Raw genomic sequence first — 18,955 nt, 5'->3', positions numbered from 1 at the left:
TAATTGCCTTGCGGATTGCCGTCCGGCGCGAGCCCCACGCAGCGGCAAGTATTATCTCCAACTGGTTGCGAAAGTGAGAGTGTTCCGTGGCCGCTACTTCCAGCATTCGCAAAGCCGCTGTCATGTTGACCAGCCTTCCCGAAGAGGACGCGGTCAAAATCCTGGCTAAGCTTGAACCCAAGCAAGTGGAAGCTGTCTCGGTTGAGATTGCCAAAATGGGCACCACGGCTGGCGACGAACAGGAAGCCATCATTAACGAATTCGCCGACGCCACCCCCGGCGCGCTGGCGGTCAGTTCCGGCGGTTTGGAAGTGGCCAAAATCTTGGTCGAAAAAGCGATGGGCAAAAATGCCACCGATACGCTCGACAACGTTCGGCAGCAAATTGAGGCGGTTCCCTTCGGGTTCCTACAAAAAGTCGACAGCCAAAACTTGCTAACGTTCATCGTCGACGAGCATCCGCAAACGATTGCCCTGATCGTTTCCAACCTGCCGCCGGCCCAAGGGGCCGGGATCATTGCTGGCCTGCCCAGTGAGCGGCAGTTGGCCGTTATTCGCCGCATTGCCACCATGGGACAAACGAACCCGGAAATCATTCACGAAGTGGAAAAGGGCTTGGAAAACCGCATGGCCAGCGTCATGAGCCAGCAGTTCGAAAACGCCGGCGGCGTCGGCAGCGTGGCCGAAATTTTGAACGTCATCGATCGCGCCACCGAACGATCGTTGTTGGAGCACCTGGCACAGGATGATCCTGACCTGGTGGAAGAAATCCGGCGATTGATGTTCGTATTTGAAGATCTGACAAAATTCTCCGACAAAGATATTCAGACCGTGCTCAAGAATGTGGAAACCTCGCAATGGGCCATGGCGCTGAAGGGAGCCAGCGAGGAATTAGTGCAGAAGATTATGAAAAACATGTCGGCCCGCGCTTCCGAAACGCTCAAGGAGGAAATGGAATACTTGGGGCCGGTCAAGCGCAGCTCGGTGGAGCAAATGCAGCAGCAGGTGGTCGATTTGGTTCGCCGGCTGGAGGACAGTGGCGAAATCACCCGCGGCGCCGGCGAAGAAGAAGAGCAGTTTATTTCGTAAGAAGTGCATCCTTGACGACGGGGGCAGCGCCCCACTCCCTAACTCTGCTTCCCTTTGCTAACATCGGCGTCATGGTCGAAACCCCCATGATGCGCCAGTATCAGGATGCCAAGGCGGCATGCCCTGATGCGCTGCTTTTATTTCGCATGGGGGATTTTTACGAGCTGTTTTTTGACGACGCCCGCACGGCCGCGCGCCTGTTGGGTTTGGCGCTGACCAGTCGTGACAAAAGCGAAAACGCCGTCCCCATGGCTGGCTTTCCGCACCATCAGTTGGAAAGCTATTTGGCGAAGCTGGTGTCGCTGGGCCTGCGCGTCGCCATTTGTGAGCAAACAGAAGACCCCCGGCAAGCCAAAGGACTGGTGAAGCGCGAAGTAACTCGGGTCGTAACCCCCGGCACGTTGACCGACGAGGCGCTGCTCGATCCACGGGAAAATAATTATTTGGCGGCGCTTGTCACGTCGCCCAGAGAACAGGCTGAAGGAAACATCGGTTTGGCCTGGGTTGAGCTTTCGACCGGACGCTTTCAAGCGGCCACCGTTCCGCAAAGCAGATGGGCAGATCAATTGGCCTGCATCGCTCCAGCAGAGTGTTTGATTGAAGAAGATTTGCCCGTTCCGCTGGCAGGCATTCCGCAAGTTGGACAGGTCGGCAATCAAAATGGCCAATCCACCGGCCACTTACCGCTGGCCGCTGGCCACGCATCGCCGGTAATTTCGAACGGCCAACTCCAGGAAAAGACATTGTTTACGCGGCGCCCCGTCTGGGCATTTTCGCTGCCGACTGCGATCGAATTGCTGACCTCCCATTTCGGCACCGCTACTCTGGAAGGCTTTGGTTTCGATGCGGGAACCGATGTACTCGCCATTCGGGCAGCAGGCGCGATTTTGGATTACCTGCGCGAAACGCAAAAAGCGTCGCTTTCGCATTTGGATCGCCTGCTGCGCTATCACGCCGGAAGTACTTTAGAAATCGATCAATCGACACGCCGCAGTTTGGAAATCACGCATACGCTCCGTGATGGCCGTCGTGAGGGAACGCTGTTGGCGGTGCTCGATCGGACAGTCACGTCAATGGGCTCGCGTTTAATGGCCGAATGGGTCGCCAATCCGCTGGCAGAAATCGCACCCATTAACCAGCGGCTGGATGCGATTGCGGAGTTGGTGGCCGATGCTCGCTTGACCGGCGATCTGCGCGAAAAGCTGCGCGGCATTTACGATGTTCAACGGCTGCTGGCACGAATCATCACCGGTCGAGCCAGTCCGCGCGATTTGAGTCACGTGAGTCAAACTCTGGCGGCCTTGCCGGCGCTGAAAGCTAAAATTACCGGTCGGCGCAGTGAGCTGCTGTCGCATCTGGACATCCAGATAGATCTGTACCCTGAAATTCGCGAGCGCTTGGAAACGGCGATGGTGGAAAATTGTCCATTGCAAAGCCGCGAGGGGGGCATTATTCGACCCGGCTACCATGCTGAATTGGACGGCCTGCGCGAATTGGCCACCGGCGGCAAGCAATGGATTGCGCGTTATCAGGCGGAAGAGGCAGTGCGAACCGGAATCGCCAATTTGAAGGTCGGCTTCAATAAGGTTTTTGGCTACTACATCGAAGTCACCCACAGCCATGGATACAAAATTCCTGAAAACTACATCCGCAAGCAAACCGTGAAAAATGCGGAGCGCTACATCACGCCGGAACTCAAAGAGTACGAGGAAAAAGTTCTAACCGCCGATGAACGCGCCAAGCACCTTGAATACGATCTGTTTATGGAACTGCGTGAGTTTGTCGCCGGCCAAGTGCGTCGGCTGCAAGCCACTGCCGCAGCCTTGGCGCAATTGGATGTGCTGGTCGGCCTGGCAGATTTGGCACGCTCCCGCAATTACTGCCGGCCGACGCTGGTGGATGAGCCGGTGCTGGCCATTCGCGATGGTCGGCATCCGGTGCTGGACGGCCTGTTGCCCGACGGTTCTTTCGTGCCCAACGATACCGTGGCCTCGCCCGACGAAGGGCTGATTTTGCTCATCACCGGCCCCAACATGGCCGGCAAAAGCACGTACATTCGCCAGGTCGCATCGATGACACTCATGGCTCAAATCGGCAGCTTCGTGCCGGCGCGCGAAGCGACGATGGGATTGGCCGATCACATTTTCGCCCGAGTCGGCGCCAGCGACGAGTTGAGCCGCGGCCAAAGTACCTTTATGGTGGAAATGACCGAGACCGCCCGCATTTTGAACACCGCTACCCCGCGGAGCTTGGTGATCTTAGATGAAATTGGGCGCGGCACCAGCACTTACGACGGCGTGTCGCTGGCCTGGGCGGTGGTCGAGTATTTGCACGATCACAGCGGCTGCCGCACGCTCTTCGCCACGCATTACCACGAGTTGACCGATTTGGCCAAAACGTTGTCGAGCGTCCGCAATCTGAACGTGGCGGTCCGCGAATGGGACGAGCAGGTCGTGTTTTTACACAAAATATTGGAAGGAGCGGCTGACAAAAGTTATGGCATTCACGTGGCCCGACTGGCCGGCGTGCCAGCAGAAGTGAACCATCGGGCCAAACAAATTCTCGCGCAGCTAGAGCAGGAGCATTTGGATAGCGAAGGGCGGCCGAAAATTGGCGTGCGGGGGAAAAAAACACGCGCAGGCGATTTGCAGTTGACCCTGTTTGCTGCAGAAGTACATCCGCTGGTGGAAAAAGTCCGCTGCTTAGACTTGGACTCGCTTACCCCAATGGCGGCACTGCAAAAGTTGCACGAGTGGCAGAGCGAATTGCTGGGCGAACTTCCAGGCACGCCTCAGACGCGGCCGCGCTAACCGGCGGCGCTTGCTTTCGTCAGTTCGGGGCTTTTTTGCCCCTAGGGTCTCCTTTTTTGCCAAAAGCGGGCATTGCTTTGAATCGCTTGGTAAGATGCTAAAAGGAGCAATCGGGGCCTTTGGCACAAGGCGCCAGGGCCAAGTGTGGAACGGAGAACGCAATGAAGGTGGTTCATATTGTGCTGCTGGCAGGCATGGCATTGCTGGCAGCAGTTTTGCTCAGCCCATCGCCAAGCGATGCGGACGACGCCGATGTGTTGGCCATTCACGGCGACATTTCACGCCAAGAATTCGGCAGCGGCACTGGCGTGATTGTCGGGATTGTCGACAGCGGCGTGGCGTCCACTCATCCCGTGCTCGCCGGGAACACCTCGTTGGGCCACCCTCGTTTGCTGGCCGCCGCTAACTTCGTCGGCGATGGTGACACATCGGCCACCGATAATTCTGTAGAAGGGCACGGCACGCTGATGGCCAGCGCCATTTTGAGCAACGACCCTACGCATACTGGGCTGGCTCCCGATGCGCAGTACATCAATGCCCGGGTGCTGGATGTCAACGATATGTTTGGCACGGACGACGTGGTGATGAACGGCGTCGGTTATGCAGTTTCACAGGGGGCGAATGTGCTTAACCTGTCGCTGAACTGGGGAGCAGGGGTCAATACCAACGGTACCGACCGAATCGATTTAATTCTCGATTGGGCCGCCCAACAAGGCGTGAACATTGCCGTTGCGGCCGGCAATATCACTGCAACACGCGATTCCAACAATGAAGTTCTCCTTCAAGAATTTCCACCCGCACCCGTTCGCAGTCCTGGCAGCGCGTACAACGTGGTCACCGTCGGCCGCACTGGAGTGCCGGTAGGAGATCCCAATGCAGGCCCCATCACTGCCAGCACGGTGTTGAATTACAACCAGGTGTTTAGCACCAGTGCGTCAGGCCCAATCAACAGTCCCACCGGAATTGGCAGCCGCGACAAGCCCGATTTAGTTGCCCCGGGCACGAATACCACGCTGGCCAGCAACGAATTTACGCCCGGCAATCCGGCAACTTATTGGAGCAGCGGTATCAACGGCACCAGTGTTTCCTCGGCACTGGTGGCCGGCATGATGGCTCAGGAAATTGGCTACGGCGAAAGCCACGGACTAAGCACCAGCCCCTTGGTCATTAAAGCCACGATGATGAATAGTGCCGATCAAGTGTTGGGGAAGGTGCTCCCATCGACCAGCGGCCCGCCGAACCTCAGTCCGGGCGCTCCTTGGCAACCGCGCGCTAGCAGCATGGTGGGTGGCGTGCTGCAGGTGACAGCTCCGTTGGATGTTGATTCCGGCGCCGGGCAGGTCGACGGCGCCAAACTTTTTCAGCAATACACCGCCGGCCAGCAGGGGGCCGGAACAGTGAATCCCATTGGCTGGGATCTGAATAACATTTCCAGCACAGCCACCACTACCTACACCTTGAACGCGCCGCAAGCGGCTGGCAGCCAAATCAATGTCACGCTCGACTGGCTTCGCCACATCACTTGGACCGACAGTAACCACAACAACATTGCCGATTCCGCAGATATTTTCACCCCCCAAATACTGAGCGACTTGAATTTAAGCGTGTTGGTCAACGGCAGCCTCGTGGCCGATTCCATCAGCACCACCGACAACGAGCAACTACTGGAATTTCTCCTACCGCAATCAGGCACGGTAAGCATCCAGGTCAACGATGTTGCCATCGCTGGCGCGCCGCCGATCGAACAATATGGCCTGGCCTGGAGCATTGCAGCGGTGCCGGAACCGTCGGCAATATTCTTGGCCGTTTGTGGCGCGGTACTCGTCGGCTTTCGCAAATTCAAGCGGCGTTAGGTCACTGCTTGGCTGAGTAAGAATTTTCGGCCCCACACTAACACGCGCGCATCGATTTGCGACTATTTGGCAAATCGGTGGCAGTCTCGCCGTTTCTGTTTGCGGCGGTAGTAAGCGCGGTGGTTCGGTCATTCGTCTGCCGGCTCACATCCAGCGGCTCCAGCGTGACCAATACGTTTTTGAAAGCCGGGGTTTTGGATTGCGGATCGACCGTGCGCGGAACCAGCACGTTGGCCTCGGGATAATACATCAATGCGTTGCCCGGCCGAATGTCCGGAAACGGCGAGACCAACATGCCAGGCATTTGCCCGATTTGGCTGCGGACGGTAACGCGCTGGTTGGCTTGCAAGCCCAGGCGAGCGATGTCATCGGGATGCACCAGAACAACATCACGGCGGTCGATGCCGCGGTAGATGTCGTAATCTTCATAGACCACGGTGTTAAATTGCCCCTCGCTGCGCACGGTCATCAGCCGCAATTGCTTGACTGAATTTGTTCCCGCCAACTCCGGCAGATCGTGAACGAACAATTGTGCTTTGCCGCTGGCGGTTGCAAACCGCGGCTGGTGAAATGTGCGCCCGGCAATTTGGAATTCCTGCCGAGTGCGATCGATTTCCGCCAGCGGCGCTAGCCCCGGCACAATCCGTCCAATCGCCGCTCGAATTTCTTTGGTCTGCCTCATTTCGCGCCAATCGATGGGTGTGCTGTTTTCTAATACGCGGTGCCCTAAATCGGCGATGATTTCAATTTCGCTGCGGGGGCCCTCGTGTCTTTGCGGGCCGCCATCGCTCAGCCGCACGTAACTGAACATCGACTCTTGCGTGGTCGGCTGTGGCTCTTCATCGCGAGCTAGAACCGGTAGAATAATGGTTTCTTGGGCGAGCCCATGCGCGTGGCCTGTGTTGAGTGTTGTGCTGAGATAGACGAGCAAATCGAGCTTGCCCAGTGCGGCGGCCGCGAACGCAGCATCAGGATTGGAGCCATACAAATTCCCGCCCAGGCAAAGACCGAATTTCAGTTTGCCTGCAGCCGCCGCTTCCATGCAAGTCATCGTGTCCATGCCCAATGCTGTCGGCAGCTTCACACCGAAGTGCGACTGCAACCTTTGGAAAACCGCTTCCTTCAGTTGCGGCGTGACGCCGACCGTGCCCATGCCTTGCACGTTGGAGTGGCCGCGGATCGGCAACAAGCCCGCACCCGCTTTGCCGACCATGCCACGCAATAGTGCAACATTGGCAATGGCCTGCACGTTTTGCACGCCGTGGGTGTGATGTGTGATGCCCATGGTCCAGGCGAAAATGACATGCTGAGCAGCGGCATAACGACGGGCGATATCGTCAATCTCCGCCGGCGAAACGCCCGATTTTTGTTCAATTTCATCCCACGATGTGGTGCGCAATTTCTCGTCGAGCGCCGGCCAGCCTTGGCAATGGTCGCTAAGGAATTGTTCATCTCGCGCGCCCAATTCGACAATTCGTTTCGCGATGCCGGTGAATAGCGCCAAATCGCCGCCGATGTGCGGTTGCACGTACCAATTGGCGATTTCCGTGCCGAACAACATGCTGCGCACGTCGCTGGGCACTCGGAAATTGATCAGGCCGGTTTCCTTCACTGGATTGATGACAATAATTTTCCCGCCGCGGCGGCGCAGGTTTTTCAGCAACGTCATCAACCGCGGATGGTTGCTGGCCGGATTACCGCCGATTAAGAAAAACAAATCGGCCTGTTCAATATCTTCCAGTTGCACGGTGCCTGCCCCGCTGCCGAGCACGCTGCCCAGACCCACGCCACTGGCCTGGTGGCAGTAATAACTGCAATTGTTGACGTTGTTCGTGCCGTACAGCCGCGCGAAAAGTTGCAGGAGAAAGCCGGCTTCGTTGGAGCTGCGGCCACTAACGTACCAAAACGTGTTGTCGGCGGTCGTCGCACGTAGCTTCGCGGCGATCTTTTCCAGGGCCGCGTCCCAGGAAATGGGCTGATAATAATTTTCGCCGCACACCAGCAGCAGCGGTTGCGTCAATCGGCCACAGGCTTCCAGTTCTCGCGGCGAGAAATGCTGCAACTGGGCCAGCGAATACGTGGAAAAAAATTCGCTACGGATGGCCCCCTGCATGTCGGCCGCCATGGCTTGCAGCGATTTTTTGCAGACCTCGGGAAAGTGTCCCGCCTCGTTCACCATGCCGCCGGCCTGGCCGCCCATGCCCAGCGCACAGGTTTTGCACGCGTTCTTGCTGCGCATGGCTTTCCAGAATCGCCACAGGCCACCGGCTTCCCGCGCCTTGCGGAGCGTGTACCACACCGCCTGCCAGCCACCCCCAGATTTTGGTTTACGCATGTTTTAAATGGAGAAAGCAACTCAGCGCATACCAGAAAATCTCCGTACCAAGAATCTCGCGCTATGGCAACAGTTCGGCAACTTTTATTTCGCCAACCTCTTGTTCTTCAATCACAAGACGAACGCTTTCCGAAGCCGCAATGATTTCGCGACGTCGGTATTCTGGCCCTGTGGCCGTTGTCTGAGGTTCGCGGTGTATTTCAAGTTGACGATCAGCCAAGTTTACAATCCAGTATTCGGCAATTCCCGCGCCAGCGTAAAGCTGCTGCTTAGCATTTCGATCTCGGGCCAACGAAGTATCGGCAACTTCAATCACCAGCGCAACATCACTGCCACCAGGGTGCCTGTCCGTCCAATCGCGAATATCCCCCTTGGCGATTGTCACGTCAGGCTCGGGTTCGCTGGCGGACAAAGTAAGCGGTCCTTGCGGGCGAACATGCCAGGTTTTCGGTAGTAGCGAACTGAGTACTCGAGCGATTCTTTGAATGCATGCAAAATGAGATGGGCCGACAGGAGGCATTTGGACAATCCAGCCATCAAGCAGTTCCACTTTATCGTTCTCGTCCAAGATACTAGTTTCTATCATCCGATGATATTCGTCGACCGTAAACCGGCGCAATACTGCTGCACCACTAACGACAGGTATCGAGCCCGGGGTTGACGGAATGGCAGTGATACTTGGCTGGATACTCATGATTACCGACGGGTATGACAACGGTATGTCACTCTCGATGATAAAAATATAGCTATTTTAGGCAAAGCAAGAAAACGCCCGCCGTTCGATTCCTTCGCCAATTATATATCGAACCAACTCAAAACGCCCACAGGATAAATTATCCTGTGGGCGCTAAGCCACATTTTTAAGTGCTGAATTAAAAAGTTCGGTCGTCTTAATCCAAGCTCACAGTCACCGTTTTCCATTCGGTATAGGCGTCTAAACCGCGTTCGCCCAATTCGCGACCAATGCCGCTTTGCTTGAAGCCGCCGAACGGGGCGGCGGCGTCGAACACGTCGTAGCAGTTAATCCACACCGTGCCGGCTTTGAGCTTCTTCGCCAGCAAGTGGGCTTTGGCCACGTCGCGGGTCCACACGGCGGCCGCCAAACCGTAATTGGTTTTGTTGGCACGCTGGACAATTTCGTCGACATCTTTGAACCGCAAAATTGACATGACTGGGCCAAAAATTTCCTCTTCGGCAATTTTCATCTTGTCGGTCACGCCCGTGAACAGCGTCGGCTCAATAAAGTAACCCTTGTTGCCGAATCGCTCCCCCCCGGTGACGCACTTGGCGCCTTCTTTTTTGCCCGACTCAATGTAACCCAAAATTTTGTCGAACTGCTCTTTGTTGACTTGCGGTCCTTGCTCGGTCGTCGGATCGAGCGGATCGCCCAGCTTGCGCTTGCCGTTCATGGCCGTAATTTTTTCGACAAACTTGTCGTGGATTTTATCTTCCACAAACAACCGGCTGCCGGCACAGCAGCATTGGCCCTGGTTGAAATACAACCCGAGATGAGCGCCGGCGGCAGCGGCATCCAAATCGCTGTCGGCAAACACAATGTTCGGGCTTTTGCCACCCAGCTCCAAACTAATTCGTTTCAATGTGCCGGCGGCGTCACGCATGATGATTTGTCCGACTTCCGTCGAGCCGGTGAAGGCCACCTTGTCGACGTCGGGATGCTTCACCAGTGCGCCCCCCGCGGTTGGACCATAACCGGGAACGACGTTAATCACGCCATCTGGGAAGCCGGCTTCCTGCGCTAATTTAGCCATCCTCAGGCAAGTGAGCGGAGTTTGCTCGGCGGGCTTCATCACAATGGTGTTGCCGGCAGCCAAGGCGGGACCCCATTTCCAGGCCACCATCAGCATTGGGAAATTCCAAGGGATAATTTGGCCGACCACGCCCACCGGTTCGCGACGAGTGTAGGTGAAATAATTGCCGCGCACCGGAATGGTTTGGCCGTGGAGCTTGTCGGCCCAGCCGGCGTAATAGCGGAGGCAATCAATGGTCAGCGGCAAATCGGCTGCCCGGCTGTCGCGAATGGGTTTGCCATTGTCAAGCGTTTCCAGCGCAGCCAGTTCGTCGATTTCCTCTTCGATTAAATCGGCCAGGCGATTCATCAACTTCCCGCGGTCACGCGCATCCATTTTGTGCCACGGTCCGCTTTCAAACGCATTGCGGGCGGCTTTCACGGCCAGGTCAATATCGGCGGCATCCCCTTCGGCCACTTTGGCAATCACTTCTTCGGTCGCCGGGTTGATCGTTTCAAACGTCTTGCCGCTTTTGGCTGGCTGCCATTTGCCGCCAATCAAGCATTGCGTTTCTCGAATTTGCGGTTTGCGTGTTTTGGGTTCAACGGCAGTCGCCATAAATCCACCTCCGATGTGTGATGTAATATGCGGAAGGCTGTGCGAGCGTAAGTTGGCAGCGTACAGTCAAAAGTAGGGGAAAGTAAACTGCAGAATGCAATCGCTCTTCCCACCACACAAATTCTACCGAAGTGGCCGTTCGATATGCAAGAATGTTAACTCTCAGGGAGCGGGCAACAGCAGCCTGGAGCAGCCGCCGGGCGACTTCAATAAAACTGCAAATTTCGCATTGTGAGGCCCTTGGACCCCGCTTATTTTGGTACAAGCCCTACGGCTGCACCCTAGTTGCGAGTGGGGCGAAACGTCGTATCCTTGATCTAAGTTAACGATTGTCATACCATCAAGGCAGACAGATGTTCGCCAAATTGGCGAAATGAAACAGCCTGCCTTACCAGCCAGCGCTGCTTGCCAGCCATGGTCTGGTCCTACCCACAAGTTGGCCTCCCTGCCACAATTGAATTAAATGTTTCCACGGAAGCCTCGCCCGGCGGAAAGCTGGCTTCCGTGCTTGATTGCTAGAAGCGTTAGCTTCTGGCGTTTTTTGTGTCCCGATAGGAGTTTGAAAAGATGAACCGAGTTGCAACATGGGGTTTGTCGCTGGCAGTGCTGATGATGGCATCAGCCACCCGTGCTGAAGCACTCCGCAGTGGTCCGCAACCTGGCGAAACGCTCGATTCTTACCAAGTGACCAAAGTCGCCGGCGCTCCTGACGATGGCGTGCCTGTTGGCCAGCAGCTTTGTTACCGCTGCAAAATGGGAAACCGTCCCGTGGTGATGGTTTTTTCCCGCAAGCCCGATCGCGCGCTGGCCCGCTTGGTAAAGCGCTTAGATGCCGTCGTGGCCCAAAACAAAGACGAGCACAACATGGCGTCGTTCGTGAGCTTATTGGGCGATAAGCCCGACGAGTTGGCGAAGTCCAGCAAAGAAATCGTGAACGACACCAAGGTTGAGAATGTGGCCTTTGTTGTGCCTGCCGAGCAACCCAATGGCCCGGAAGCCTATAAAATCAATCCGCAGGTGGAAACTACCGTGTTGATTTATGTGAAGGGCACCGTCGTGGCCAACCGCGCCATTGCGCCTGGCGAATTGAGTGACGAGATGGATGAAAAAATCGTCGCAGACACCGCCAAGATTTTGAAGTAATTTCGTTCGCTTGGCGTGGTTTCGCAATGAATCCGTGACCAATAAAACAAGCCCGGGGATTTCCGTCCCCGGGCTTGCTGTTTTTCTACGTAACGATTTTGCTCCGTGCTTTACGAACTATTGCACGTCGACCGTCCAATTGCCATCGGCGCTGACGTTCAAGAAGTACAAGCCCGGCTCTTCAATCGAAACCGGCTTGGAACCATCGAACGGGCCAATCGTGTTGATCAAATATTCGATCGGGCGGCCGTTCTGGTCCAGCAGCACAACCTTGAAGCGTTCCTCGCCCTGGTGCTTCAATTTGAACTCGGCCAAACCCTTGTCGAGCTTGAAGAACGGCGTGGCCTTGTACCCGCGGCCTTCCAGCGTGCAAGGGGTGCCTTGGCCTTCGGTGGTACGCGGCTGACGGATGTTGGCCGACCAATTGCCATCGGCTTGCACATCCAACAAGCAAGTGCCGCCTTTGGGCACGTTAATGGCGCGCTGGCCGTTGAACCTGCCGATTTGGTTGAACACGGTGTCGAGTTCCTTGCCGTTGCTGTCGAGCAGCTTTACGATGACGTTCGAATCGCCGTCGTGATTGAGCTCAATCACGCACAGACCCGGCTGCAGCTGGAACTTTTCCGAGGCCTGTCGTCCTTTTCCGGAAAGTTGAATCGGCTGCGGTTCGGTGGATTGAACGGGCGCGGCGCTTGATGGGTCGCTCGCTTGTTCGGTCGGTTGGTTGTCTGGCTGATTGCTTTGCAGTGCCGGTGTGTTTTGATCTTCTGCCTTTGCTGTTCCGGCCGCGATCAACCATGCCGACGAACAGCACAACGCGCTGACCGCAACCGCCAGATAAAATCGGTTTTTCAAGCACATGCGTATGTTCCCGTGAATAGTAATGAAGCAAAGAAGCGTGCTAAATGCATCGCTTCGACAAGAACGCTGAAATTGAGATCGCCAAGAGTATCGACGGGTGATCATCGCAGCACGGCGCTCTCGCCAGGCAAATATGGGTTGCAGCGGTGTCGGCGGCGAATGGATTATTATGATGATTTTTTGCCGCATTGGCGGGTCCGCGTCATACACCGCCGGGCAGCGCAGGTGGTAAATTAGGGACGAAAGCGGGCGTCCATGCTGATTGCGCGATGCACTTGCGAAACCCGGTGGCTGGTTGGCAACATCGCATGTTGCCTTCGCTCGCTGCTTGAGCCGGCACCCGCGAATGACTTTAGCCCGTCGCCGTGCGCATCAAGTCATAACCCACGCCAAAGATGGCAGCATCCAGCAGCAAGTGGCTGATCCAAGGGCCGTAAATTGAGCCGCTGCGCTGATAGAGCCAGGCCCAAAAGGCACCCCCAATGGCCGTGGCGATCGAAAACAAATACGTCCAAGGACTGACCCAACCAAAATACGTGCCCAGCACAATCACGTGATGCGCCATAAAAGCGAGGCTGGAAATGGCGATGGCCGTCCACGTTGCCGAGTCTCTCCGAGACTCGGTCCCCAGTTTCGGAGAAACTGGGCTACGTGACGAAAGCCATTGCCGCAGTTGCCCAAACACAAACCACCGCCAGTAATATTCTTCCAGCAGCGAGTGAATCAGCGAATAAAACAACCCCACGGCCGCATAAATGGCCAGCTTTTGTACTCCCATTTCGGCCAACCGGCGGCTCATCTTTCCGGCGGCATCGTGGAAATACCCTGCAGATTTGAACCACTCGAAATAAATCGCCACCGCCGCGCCGCCGAACACCAATCCAAAAATAATGCCTGCCGCCAGACCGCGGGTAGTAAATTTCGGCCAGCGCAGCGGCAGCCGGCAAACCCAGCCAACCCACACCAGCGGCAGGCCGAATTGAATTGCTTTGCCGATTCCATACGCGTCCCGCTGGACTGCCTCCGTTGCGCTGGCCAAGAGAGTGAAGTAGACCCACGTGAGCAGCGCCGGATAAACCAGCGCAAATATCAACGCTGTCCAATTCAAGCATCGCCAAGCGGTTCCGGAGTTTGTCATCTCGGCCGGCGGATTATGCTCTTGGCCTTTCGATCATTGCCAAGGCGATGGTGCTTCCGGCCATCAAAATCGAACCGGCGATGCCGAACTTTACCGCTTCCAGTGAGTTGCCATCTAAAAATCCGAGGACGAGTGCCACAATTCCAATCACCAACGTCAGCGCGGCAACAAACCTGCTTGCCATTTGGTCACTCGTCTTCTGATAAATCGGCTTCGGTAATCATGGTGAAACCTTTGCTGCCCAGCGTTTCCAAGCCCATTTCGATGTTGTCGACCATCAGCGCCACCGCCGGCCGCCCATGCGGACGCACCAGTAGTGGATAGGCCTGAATGATGTTCACCTCGGCCTGCAGCAGGGCGGTGCACACTTGCAATAGCGGCTGATGCCCCTCGGGCAGTTCTACCCCGATCAAATCGCTTTCGATCATCGCTAGGCCGGCCCGTTCTAAGATTTCCCGTCCTTGCTCTGGATGGCTGAGCAAGAACCGCACGAAGCAGCACTCGGAGGAATCGGTAATTGACAGCGCGACAATTTTGACCCGGCTTCCCTCGAACCGCCGCACCACCTCCAGCAACTGGCCAACGCGGTTCTCCAAAAAAACCGTGAATTGGCGAATGGACGGATAGTTTCGTCCTCGCATGGTGGCAAAATCGGTGCTAGTGCCTTCTCCAAAACTCATGCGGTATTTGTAACGCTAGAAAGAGCCAGCCGGCGGCAAACCGTCGAGTAAACCTTTCCCAGGATGCATGCGTACGAACTGCAAATATAAAGGCTGCTAAAAGTTCCGTCAACGTGCTGCGGTAAAGCGGCCTTAGGGTTAAAGGGCGCGCTCACCGGACAGCAAAGCCAGACTTCGCAATCGCATCGGTCCAGAAAATCGATTAAGGTTGTTGTCGATGCTCAAACCGCATCCACGTTAGACTTTCAGGTCCAGACACCAGACCACCAGGCACCAGACCACCAGTTCCCCACCCCATGCTTTCCCAGCACGATACGCAGATTCGAGTGCGTTACCAGGAAACCGACGGCCAAGGCCGGCTGCATCATGCAAATTATTTCATCTACTTTGAACAGGCCCGCGTGGAGTTTTTGCGTGCCGTGGGGAAAAGCTATCGTGCGGTTGAAGAGTCGGGCTTAATGCTCGTGGTAGTGGAAATCGGCTGCGAATATTTTCTGCCCGCCAGCTTCGACGATTTGCTTACCGTGCGGTGCCGTGTGGTGCGAGCCAAAGGAGCGCGCATGGAGCATGCTTACGAAGTGTTCCGAGATGGCGAGTTGCTGGCCCGGGGCCGCAGCATTGTGGCGTGCATTGATCGCAGTGGCAAGCCGAAACGCATTCCCGATTGGTTGCTGCCCGACGCGTCGGAGAGTGAAGGAAAATGAATCAGAGCAAAGCGTCATGATCAATGCACGGCCGAATTAATCCGGCCCATCATGGATGGCCGCTTTTGTACACCGTCGACGGATCGATCAGCCGCTGGGCCACAATCTCAAACCCTTGGGGCGAGTGTTGGCGAAAAAAGCAGCTGCGATAGCCTTCATGGCAGGCAGGGCCAACTTGCCGCACTTTGAGCAAAATGGTATCGGCGTCGCAATCGACGAAAATTCCTTCGACTTGCTGCGTGTGCCCGCTTTCCTCTCCTTTTCGCCACAGCTTCCCGCGCGATCGGCTGTAATAAACCGCCTGTCCCGAGGCGACTGTTTGGGCGTAGCTTTCTGCGTTCATCCAAGCGAGCATCAGCACTTCGCCGGTTTGGGCATCTTGAGCGATGGCCGGCAGCAGGCCATCCCCCTTGGAAAAGTCGGGAATGTTTAGCGATAGTTCCATGGACTGCGGTTCCGTGTGGAGGGCCCACAAAAGAATATGGCAGTTGCGAAGGGCAAGACAAGGATAGCCGACGAACGGTTCACCGGCCAGCGCGGCCGGCGAATGGCCACGCTCGCAGCACGCATGTTTCGGTTCTCGCCACTTGGCACTGAGTTTCTGCCGCGTAAAATGCAGGATTCATCCCATCAATTCATTTGCGAGTGAGCCCATGTCTGCTGATCTTGCCAAATTGATCGATCTAGCCCTGTTGCATCCCACGCTGACCGATAAGGAACTGCACGCAGGCTGCGAAAAGGCCAAGCAATTAAGTGTGGCCAGCGTGTGCATTAAACCGTACGCCGTGAAGCTGGCTGCCGACCGCCTGCGTGGTTCTGGCGTGGCGGTGGGCACGGTCATTGGCTTTCCACACGGCAGCAACGCTCCGGAAATCAAGGCCGCCGAAGCCAAGCTGGCCTGCGAGCACGGCGCCACCGAGCTCGACATGGTTGTGAACATCGGCAAAGTCATGAGCGAAGATTGGGATTTTGTGGAGCGCGACGTCAAAGCTGTCCTCGACGTAGCCCGGCAGCATAAAGCCGTTTTGAAAGTGATTTTCGAGAATGATTATCTCACCAAGGACGAGTGGAAAATCAAGCTCTGCGAAATCTGCGGCAAGCTGGGAGTCGATTACGTGAAAACTTCCACCGGCTTCGGATTCGTCAAGCAAGCCAGCGGCGATTACAACTACAAAGGCGCCACGGAAAAAGATGTGGCCTTGATGCGGAAGCACTCGCCAAAGCAAGTGGGCATTAAAGCGGCCGGCGGCGTGCGCACGCAGGCTGAAGCGCTCAAAATGCAGGAACTGGGCTGCACGCGCCTTGGCACCAGCGCACCGGAACCAATCATCGGCGGCGGAAAATCGACCGGCGCCGGATACTAACCAAGGCAGAAGGCAGAAAGCAGAAGGCAGATTAGAAAGAACTGTTGAAATGCCAAATGAGCGCTGGGCAGATCTAAAACTGCGAACAAAAGAATTTGCTCTGCGTATCTTGCGGCTTGCTCGGGCTTTGCCTAAAACGCTTGAAGGACAACGGATCGCCGATCAATTGCTTCGCGCGGGCATGGGAGTCGGCGCAAATTTTAGGGAAGCGACGAGAGCACGTAGCGGTCATGAATTCGCTGCTAAAGTAAACATTGCATTGATGGAATTGGAAGAAGTTTCGTACTGGTTTGAATTGTTGCAAGACGGAGAAATTATTACGCCCGATCGGTTGGTATCGCTGAGAGCGGAAGCCGAAGAGTTAATCGCAATTTTTGTCACCATCATTAAAAACGCAAAAGAGGAGTAGTCAAACCAGTTCTCCAACTGTTTCTGCCTTCTGCCTTCTGCTTTCTGCATTTCCTTATGCTCCACCAACTTCCCAAAATCGCCGACGCCGCTGCGTTCATTCGCGCTCGCTGGCCGCAAACACCCCGAGCGGGCATTATCCTTGGCACGGGACTGGGAAATCTGGCCGCTTCCATCGAATCGCCCACGAACATTTCGTACAAAGAAATCCCACACTTTCCTGTGTCCACCGCCATCGGCCACAAAGGGCAACTGGTGTGCGGCACGCTCGCCGGGCTGCCGGTAGTGGCCATGCAAGGCCGATTTCATTTTTACGAAGGTTATCCCATGTGGAAAATCACGCTGCCGGTGCGCGTGATGAAGGCCTTGGGCATCAACCTGCTGATTGTCTCCAACGCCTGCGGCGGATTGAACCCGCTCTATCGCTCCGGTGATGTAATGGTGATGGAAGATCACATCAACCTGATGTTGGGCAATCCGCTGATCGGCATCAACGAAGATTCGCTCGGCCCGCGCTTTCCCGACATGAGCCAGCCCTACGACCGTGATCTGATCAGCCGTGCGCTGGAAATCTCGCGGAAATCGAATTTTGTGGCCCATTGTGGCACGTATGCGGCCGTCTCCGGGCCGAATTACGAAACCCGGGCCGAGCAGCGCTTCGTGCGTAAAATCGGCGGCGACGTGGTGGGCATGTCGACCGTGCCTGAAGTCATTGTGGCCGTTCATGCTGGCTTGCGCGTGCTGGCGCTTTCGACGGTGACCAACGAGTGCCGGCCCGACGATCCCAATCCCAAGCCAACCACCGGCGAGGAAGTGGTCGCCATTGGCGCCGCCGCCGAACACAAGGTGCGCACCATCGTGCTGGGCGTGTTGGAGCAAGAGGCAAAATCATGAATCCTGTCGCCGTGATCATGAAAAAGCGCGACGGCCATGCGCTTTCGACCGACGAAATTGCTGAATTCATGGGGGGCTTCGTTCGCGGCGAAGTGCCGGAATATCAAATGTCGGCCCTGGCCATGGCCATTTTTTTCCGCGGCATGGATCCAGCGGAAACGGCCGCCCTGGTCGACGTGATGCTTCGCTCCGGCGCCACATTACAGTGGCCGGCAGGCTTTGGCACGCTGGTCGATAAGCATTCCACCGGTGGCATTGGCGATAAAACTTCGCTCGTCATCGCGCCGCTGCTGGCCTGTTGCGGCCTGAAAGTGCCGATGATTTCCGGCCGCGGACTGGGGGCTACCGGCGGCACGCTCGACAAGCTGGAATCGATCCCCGGCTTCCGCACTAATTTGAACGAAAAAGAGATTCACCAGGTTGTGGAAAAAGTCGGCTGCGTCATTACCGGCGCCACCGCCGATCTGGTGCCAGCCGACAAAAAACTGTACGCCCTGCGCGATGTCAGCGGTACCGTGCCCAGCATCCCGCTCATCTGCGCCAGCATCATGAGCAAAAAAATGGCCGAGGGATTGAACGCCTTGGTTCTCGACGTGAAATGGGGAAGCGGCGCGTTCATGCGAAAACAAGAAGATGCCCGCGCGCTCGCTCAGGCCATGGTGGCCACCGGTGAGCGAATGAACGTACGCACCACGGCCCTGCTGACCGACATGAATCAGCCGCATGGCCGCATGGCGGGCAACGCCGTGGAAGTGGACGAAAGCGTGGCCACGCTGCAAGGGAAAGGCCCCAACGATTTGCTCGGGCTGTGCATTGCGCTGTCCGCGGAGCTGCTGGTTTCGACCGGGCTGGAACAATCGCCCACCGCCGCCGGCAATCGCTTGCTGGAATTGATCCGCTCCGGCAAAGCCCTGGAAAAATTCCGCGAAATGGTCGCAGCCCAAGGCGGCAATCTCGATGCCAAACGCCCGATCGCCCCGGCTTCCGAAGTCACTGCTTCCCGTGCCGGTTGCATTGCCACCATGAACGTCGAGCAGCTTGGCTTTGCGATTATCGAACTTGGGGGCGGCCGGCAAAAGCTGGGCGACAAGCTCGATTTTTCCACTGGCCTGGAAATGCTGGTTCGCCTGGGAGACAAAATCGAAAAGGGGCAACCGCTAGTGCGCCTCTTCGCCCCGCCCGCCAAAGCCGAGACGGCTAAAAAAATGGTGACCGAGGCGATCACCGTTTCCGAGCAGCCGATTTCTCCCTCGCTGCTAATCGTCGAGCGGATTGGAGCGAATTAGTGGTTCTTGCAGGGATCGCCTTATA

17 protein-coding genes are annotated in these 18,955 nt (G+C 56.4%); 9 read left to right on the top strand and 8 right to left on the bottom strand.

Features of this window, described 5'->3' with window-relative positions:
* Positions 1–86: 86 nt before the first annotated feature.
* The 3 genes from fliG to VFE46_15995 all read left to right on the top strand — a co-directional run bounded on the left by fliG (position 87) and on the right by VFE46_15995 (position 5,751).
* Positions 87–1,088 carry a flagellar motor switch protein FliG gene (fliG, locus tag VFE46_16005; protein HZZ29503.1) on the top strand — a complete coding sequence of 334 codons (1,002 nt, stop codon included), beginning with the start codon at positions 87–89 and terminating at the stop codon, positions 1,086–1,088.
* 71 nt (positions 1,089–1,159) lie between these two features.
* Positions 1,160–3,898 carry a DNA mismatch repair protein MutS gene (gene mutS / locus VFE46_16000; GenBank protein ID HZZ29502.1) on the top strand — a complete coding sequence of 913 codons (2,739 nt, stop codon included), beginning with the start codon at positions 1,160–1,162 and terminating at the stop codon, positions 3,896–3,898.
* A 161-nt stretch (positions 3,899–4,059) separates the two neighbouring features.
* Positions 4,060–5,751, top strand: coding sequence for a S8 family serine peptidase (locus VFE46_15995; GenBank protein ID HZZ29501.1), 1,692 nt, complete (start codon positions 4,060–4,062; stop codon positions 5,749–5,751).
* A gap of 37 nt (positions 5,752–5,788) precedes the next feature.
* Here VFE46_15995 and VFE46_15990 read toward each other — a convergent pair whose 3' ends face one another.
* The 3 genes from VFE46_15990 to VFE46_15980 form a co-directional block, all read right to left on the bottom strand.
* The gene (locus VFE46_15990; GenBank protein HZZ29500.1) at positions 5,789–8,086 is read right to left on the bottom strand and encodes an FdhF/YdeP family oxidoreductase; all 2,298 of its coding nucleotides are present in this window, start codon (positions 8,084–8,086) and stop codon (positions 5,789–5,791) included.
* A gap of 61 nt (positions 8,087–8,147) precedes the next feature.
* A complete protein-coding gene (locus tag VFE46_15985; GenBank protein ID HZZ29499.1) occupies positions 8,148–8,780 on the bottom strand; it encodes a Uma2 family endonuclease in 633 nt (210 codons plus the stop codon).
* Between the two features lie 196 nt (positions 8,781–8,976).
* Positions 8,977–10,452: an aldehyde dehydrogenase family protein gene (locus VFE46_15980; GenBank protein ID HZZ29498.1), complete on the bottom strand. Its 1,476-nt coding sequence runs from the start codon at positions 10,450–10,452 to the stop codon at positions 8,977–8,979.
* 567 nt (positions 10,453–11,019) lie between these two features.
* Here VFE46_15980 and VFE46_15975 point away from each other — a divergent pair.
* On the top strand, positions 11,020–11,595 hold the full coding sequence (locus tag VFE46_15975; GenBank protein ID HZZ29497.1) for a hypothetical protein: 576 nt from the start codon (positions 11,020–11,022) through the stop codon (positions 11,593–11,595).
* Positions 11,596–11,712: 117 nt separating this feature from the next.
* Here VFE46_15975 and VFE46_15970 read toward each other — a convergent pair whose 3' ends face one another.
* The 4 genes from VFE46_15970 to VFE46_15955 all read right to left on the bottom strand — a co-directional run bounded on the left by VFE46_15970 (position 11,713) and on the right by VFE46_15955 (position 14,274).
* Positions 11,713–12,456 (bottom strand): hypothetical protein, encoded by a 744-nt coding sequence (locus VFE46_15970; protein HZZ29496.1) that lies wholly within the window; start codon positions 12,454–12,456, stop codon positions 11,713–11,715.
* A gap of 352 nt (positions 12,457–12,808) precedes the next feature.
* On the bottom strand, positions 12,809–13,594 hold the full coding sequence (locus tag VFE46_15965; GenBank protein ID HZZ29495.1) for a CPBP family intramembrane glutamic endopeptidase: 786 nt from the start codon (positions 13,592–13,594) through the stop codon (positions 12,809–12,811).
* 13 nt (positions 13,595–13,607) lie between these two features.
* Positions 13,608–13,778, bottom strand: coding sequence for a hypothetical protein (locus VFE46_15960; protein ID HZZ29494.1), 171 nt, complete (start codon positions 13,776–13,778; stop codon positions 13,608–13,610).
* A 4-nt stretch (positions 13,779–13,782) separates the two neighbouring features.
* Positions 13,783–14,274 carry an acetolactate synthase gene (locus tag VFE46_15955; protein HZZ29493.1) on the bottom strand — a complete coding sequence of 164 codons (492 nt, stop codon included), beginning with the start codon at positions 14,272–14,274 and terminating at the stop codon, positions 13,783–13,785.
* Positions 14,275–14,570: 296 nt separating this feature from the next.
* On the opposite strand from VFE46_15955, the gene VFE46_15950 reads away from it, so the two are divergent.
* On the top strand, positions 14,571–14,978 hold the full coding sequence (locus tag VFE46_15950) for a thioesterase family protein (GenBank protein ID HZZ29492.1): 408 nt from the start codon (positions 14,571–14,573) through the stop codon (positions 14,976–14,978).
* Between the two features lie 49 nt (positions 14,979–15,027).
* On the opposite strand, the gene hisI is transcribed toward VFE46_15950, so the two are convergent.
* Positions 15,028–15,423, bottom strand: coding sequence for a phosphoribosyl-AMP cyclohydrolase (gene hisI, locus VFE46_15945; protein HZZ29491.1), 396 nt, complete (start codon positions 15,421–15,423; stop codon positions 15,028–15,030).
* Positions 15,424–15,631: 208 nt separating this feature from the next.
* Between hisI and deoC the strand changes: the two genes are divergently transcribed.
* Genes deoC through VFE46_15925 form a run of 4 tightly spaced genes read left to right on the top strand, consistent with a single transcriptional unit; the run spans position 15,632 to position 18,930 of the window.
* Positions 15,632–16,342 (top strand): deoxyribose-phosphate aldolase, encoded by a 711-nt coding sequence (gene deoC / locus VFE46_15940; GenBank protein ID HZZ29490.1) that lies wholly within the window; start codon positions 15,632–15,634, stop codon positions 16,340–16,342.
* A 49-nt stretch (positions 16,343–16,391) separates the two neighbouring features.
* Positions 16,392–16,751, top strand: a complete 360-nt coding sequence (locus tag VFE46_15935; GenBank protein HZZ29489.1) for a four helix bundle protein — start codon at positions 16,392–16,394, stop codon at positions 16,749–16,751.
* A 56-nt stretch (positions 16,752–16,807) separates the two neighbouring features.
* Positions 16,808–17,644 (top strand): purine-nucleoside phosphorylase, encoded by an 837-nt coding sequence (locus VFE46_15930; protein HZZ29488.1) that lies wholly within the window; start codon positions 16,808–16,810, stop codon positions 17,642–17,644.
* On the top strand, positions 17,641–18,930 hold the full coding sequence (locus VFE46_15925) for a thymidine phosphorylase (GenBank protein HZZ29487.1): 1,290 nt from the start codon (positions 17,641–17,643) through the stop codon (positions 18,928–18,930). The genes VFE46_15930 and VFE46_15925 overlap by 4 nt, the downstream gene beginning before the upstream one ends.
* The last annotated feature ends 25 nt before the right edge of the window (positions 18,931–18,955 follow it).

The sequence above is a fragment of the Pirellulales bacterium genome (genome assembly GCA_035656635.1).
In the GTDB taxonomy this organism is placed as follows: Bacteria; Planctomycetota; Planctomycetia; order Pirellulales; family JADZDJ01; genus DATJYL01.
Note: the sequence above shows the minus strand (reverse complement) of the source record. Positions and strands in the feature narration are given on the sequence as shown.

Coding starts and splice junctions, on each gene's coding strand:
- VFE46_15950 (HZZ29492.1), top strand. CDS start 14,571: ATGCTTTCCCAGCACGATACGCAGATTCGAGTGCGTTACCAGGAAACC.
- VFE46_15975 (HZZ29497.1), top strand. CDS start 11,020: ATGAACCGAGTTGCAACATGGGGTTTGTCGCTGGCAGTGCTGATGATG.
- deoC (HZZ29490.1), top strand. CDS start 15,632: ATGTCTGCTGATCTTGCCAAATTGATCGATCTAGCCCTGTTGCATCCC.
- VFE46_15930 (HZZ29488.1), top strand. CDS start 16,808: ATGCTCCACCAACTTCCCAAAATCGCCGACGCCGCTGCGTTCATTCGC.
- VFE46_15935 (HZZ29489.1), top strand. CDS start 16,392: ATGCCAAATGAGCGCTGGGCAGATCTAAAACTGCGAACAAAAGAATTT.
- VFE46_15980 (HZZ29498.1), bottom strand. CDS start 10,452: ATGGCGACTGCCGTTGAACCCAAAACACGCAAACCGCAAATTCGAGAA.
- VFE46_15970 (HZZ29496.1), bottom strand. CDS start 12,456: ATGTGCTTGAAAAACCGATTTTATCTGGCGGTTGCGGTCAGCGCGTTG.
- VFE46_15990 (HZZ29500.1), bottom strand. CDS start 8,086: ATGCGTAAACCAAAATCTGGGGGTGGCTGGCAGGCGGTGTGGTACACG.
- mutS (HZZ29502.1), top strand. CDS start 1,160: ATGGTCGAAACCCCCATGATGCGCCAGTATCAGGATGCCAAGGCGGCA.
- VFE46_15925 (HZZ29487.1), top strand. CDS start 17,641: ATGAATCCTGTCGCCGTGATCATGAAAAAGCGCGACGGCCATGCGCTT.
- hisI (HZZ29491.1), bottom strand. CDS start 15,423: ATGGAACTATCGCTAAACATTCCCGACTTTTCCAAGGGGGATGGCCTG.
- VFE46_15995 (HZZ29501.1), top strand. CDS start 4,060: ATGAAGGTGGTTCATATTGTGCTGCTGGCAGGCATGGCATTGCTGGCA.
- VFE46_15955 (HZZ29493.1), bottom strand. CDS start 14,274: ATGAGTTTTGGAGAAGGCACTAGCACCGATTTTGCCACCATGCGAGGA.
- VFE46_15985 (HZZ29499.1), bottom strand. CDS start 8,780: ATGAGTATCCAGCCAAGTATCACTGCCATTCCGTCAACCCCGGGCTCG.
- VFE46_15965 (HZZ29495.1), bottom strand. CDS start 13,594: ATGACAAACTCCGGAACCGCTTGGCGATGCTTGAATTGGACAGCGTTG.
- VFE46_15960 (HZZ29494.1), bottom strand. CDS start 13,778: ATGGCAAGCAGGTTTGTTGCCGCGCTGACGTTGGTGATTGGAATTGTG.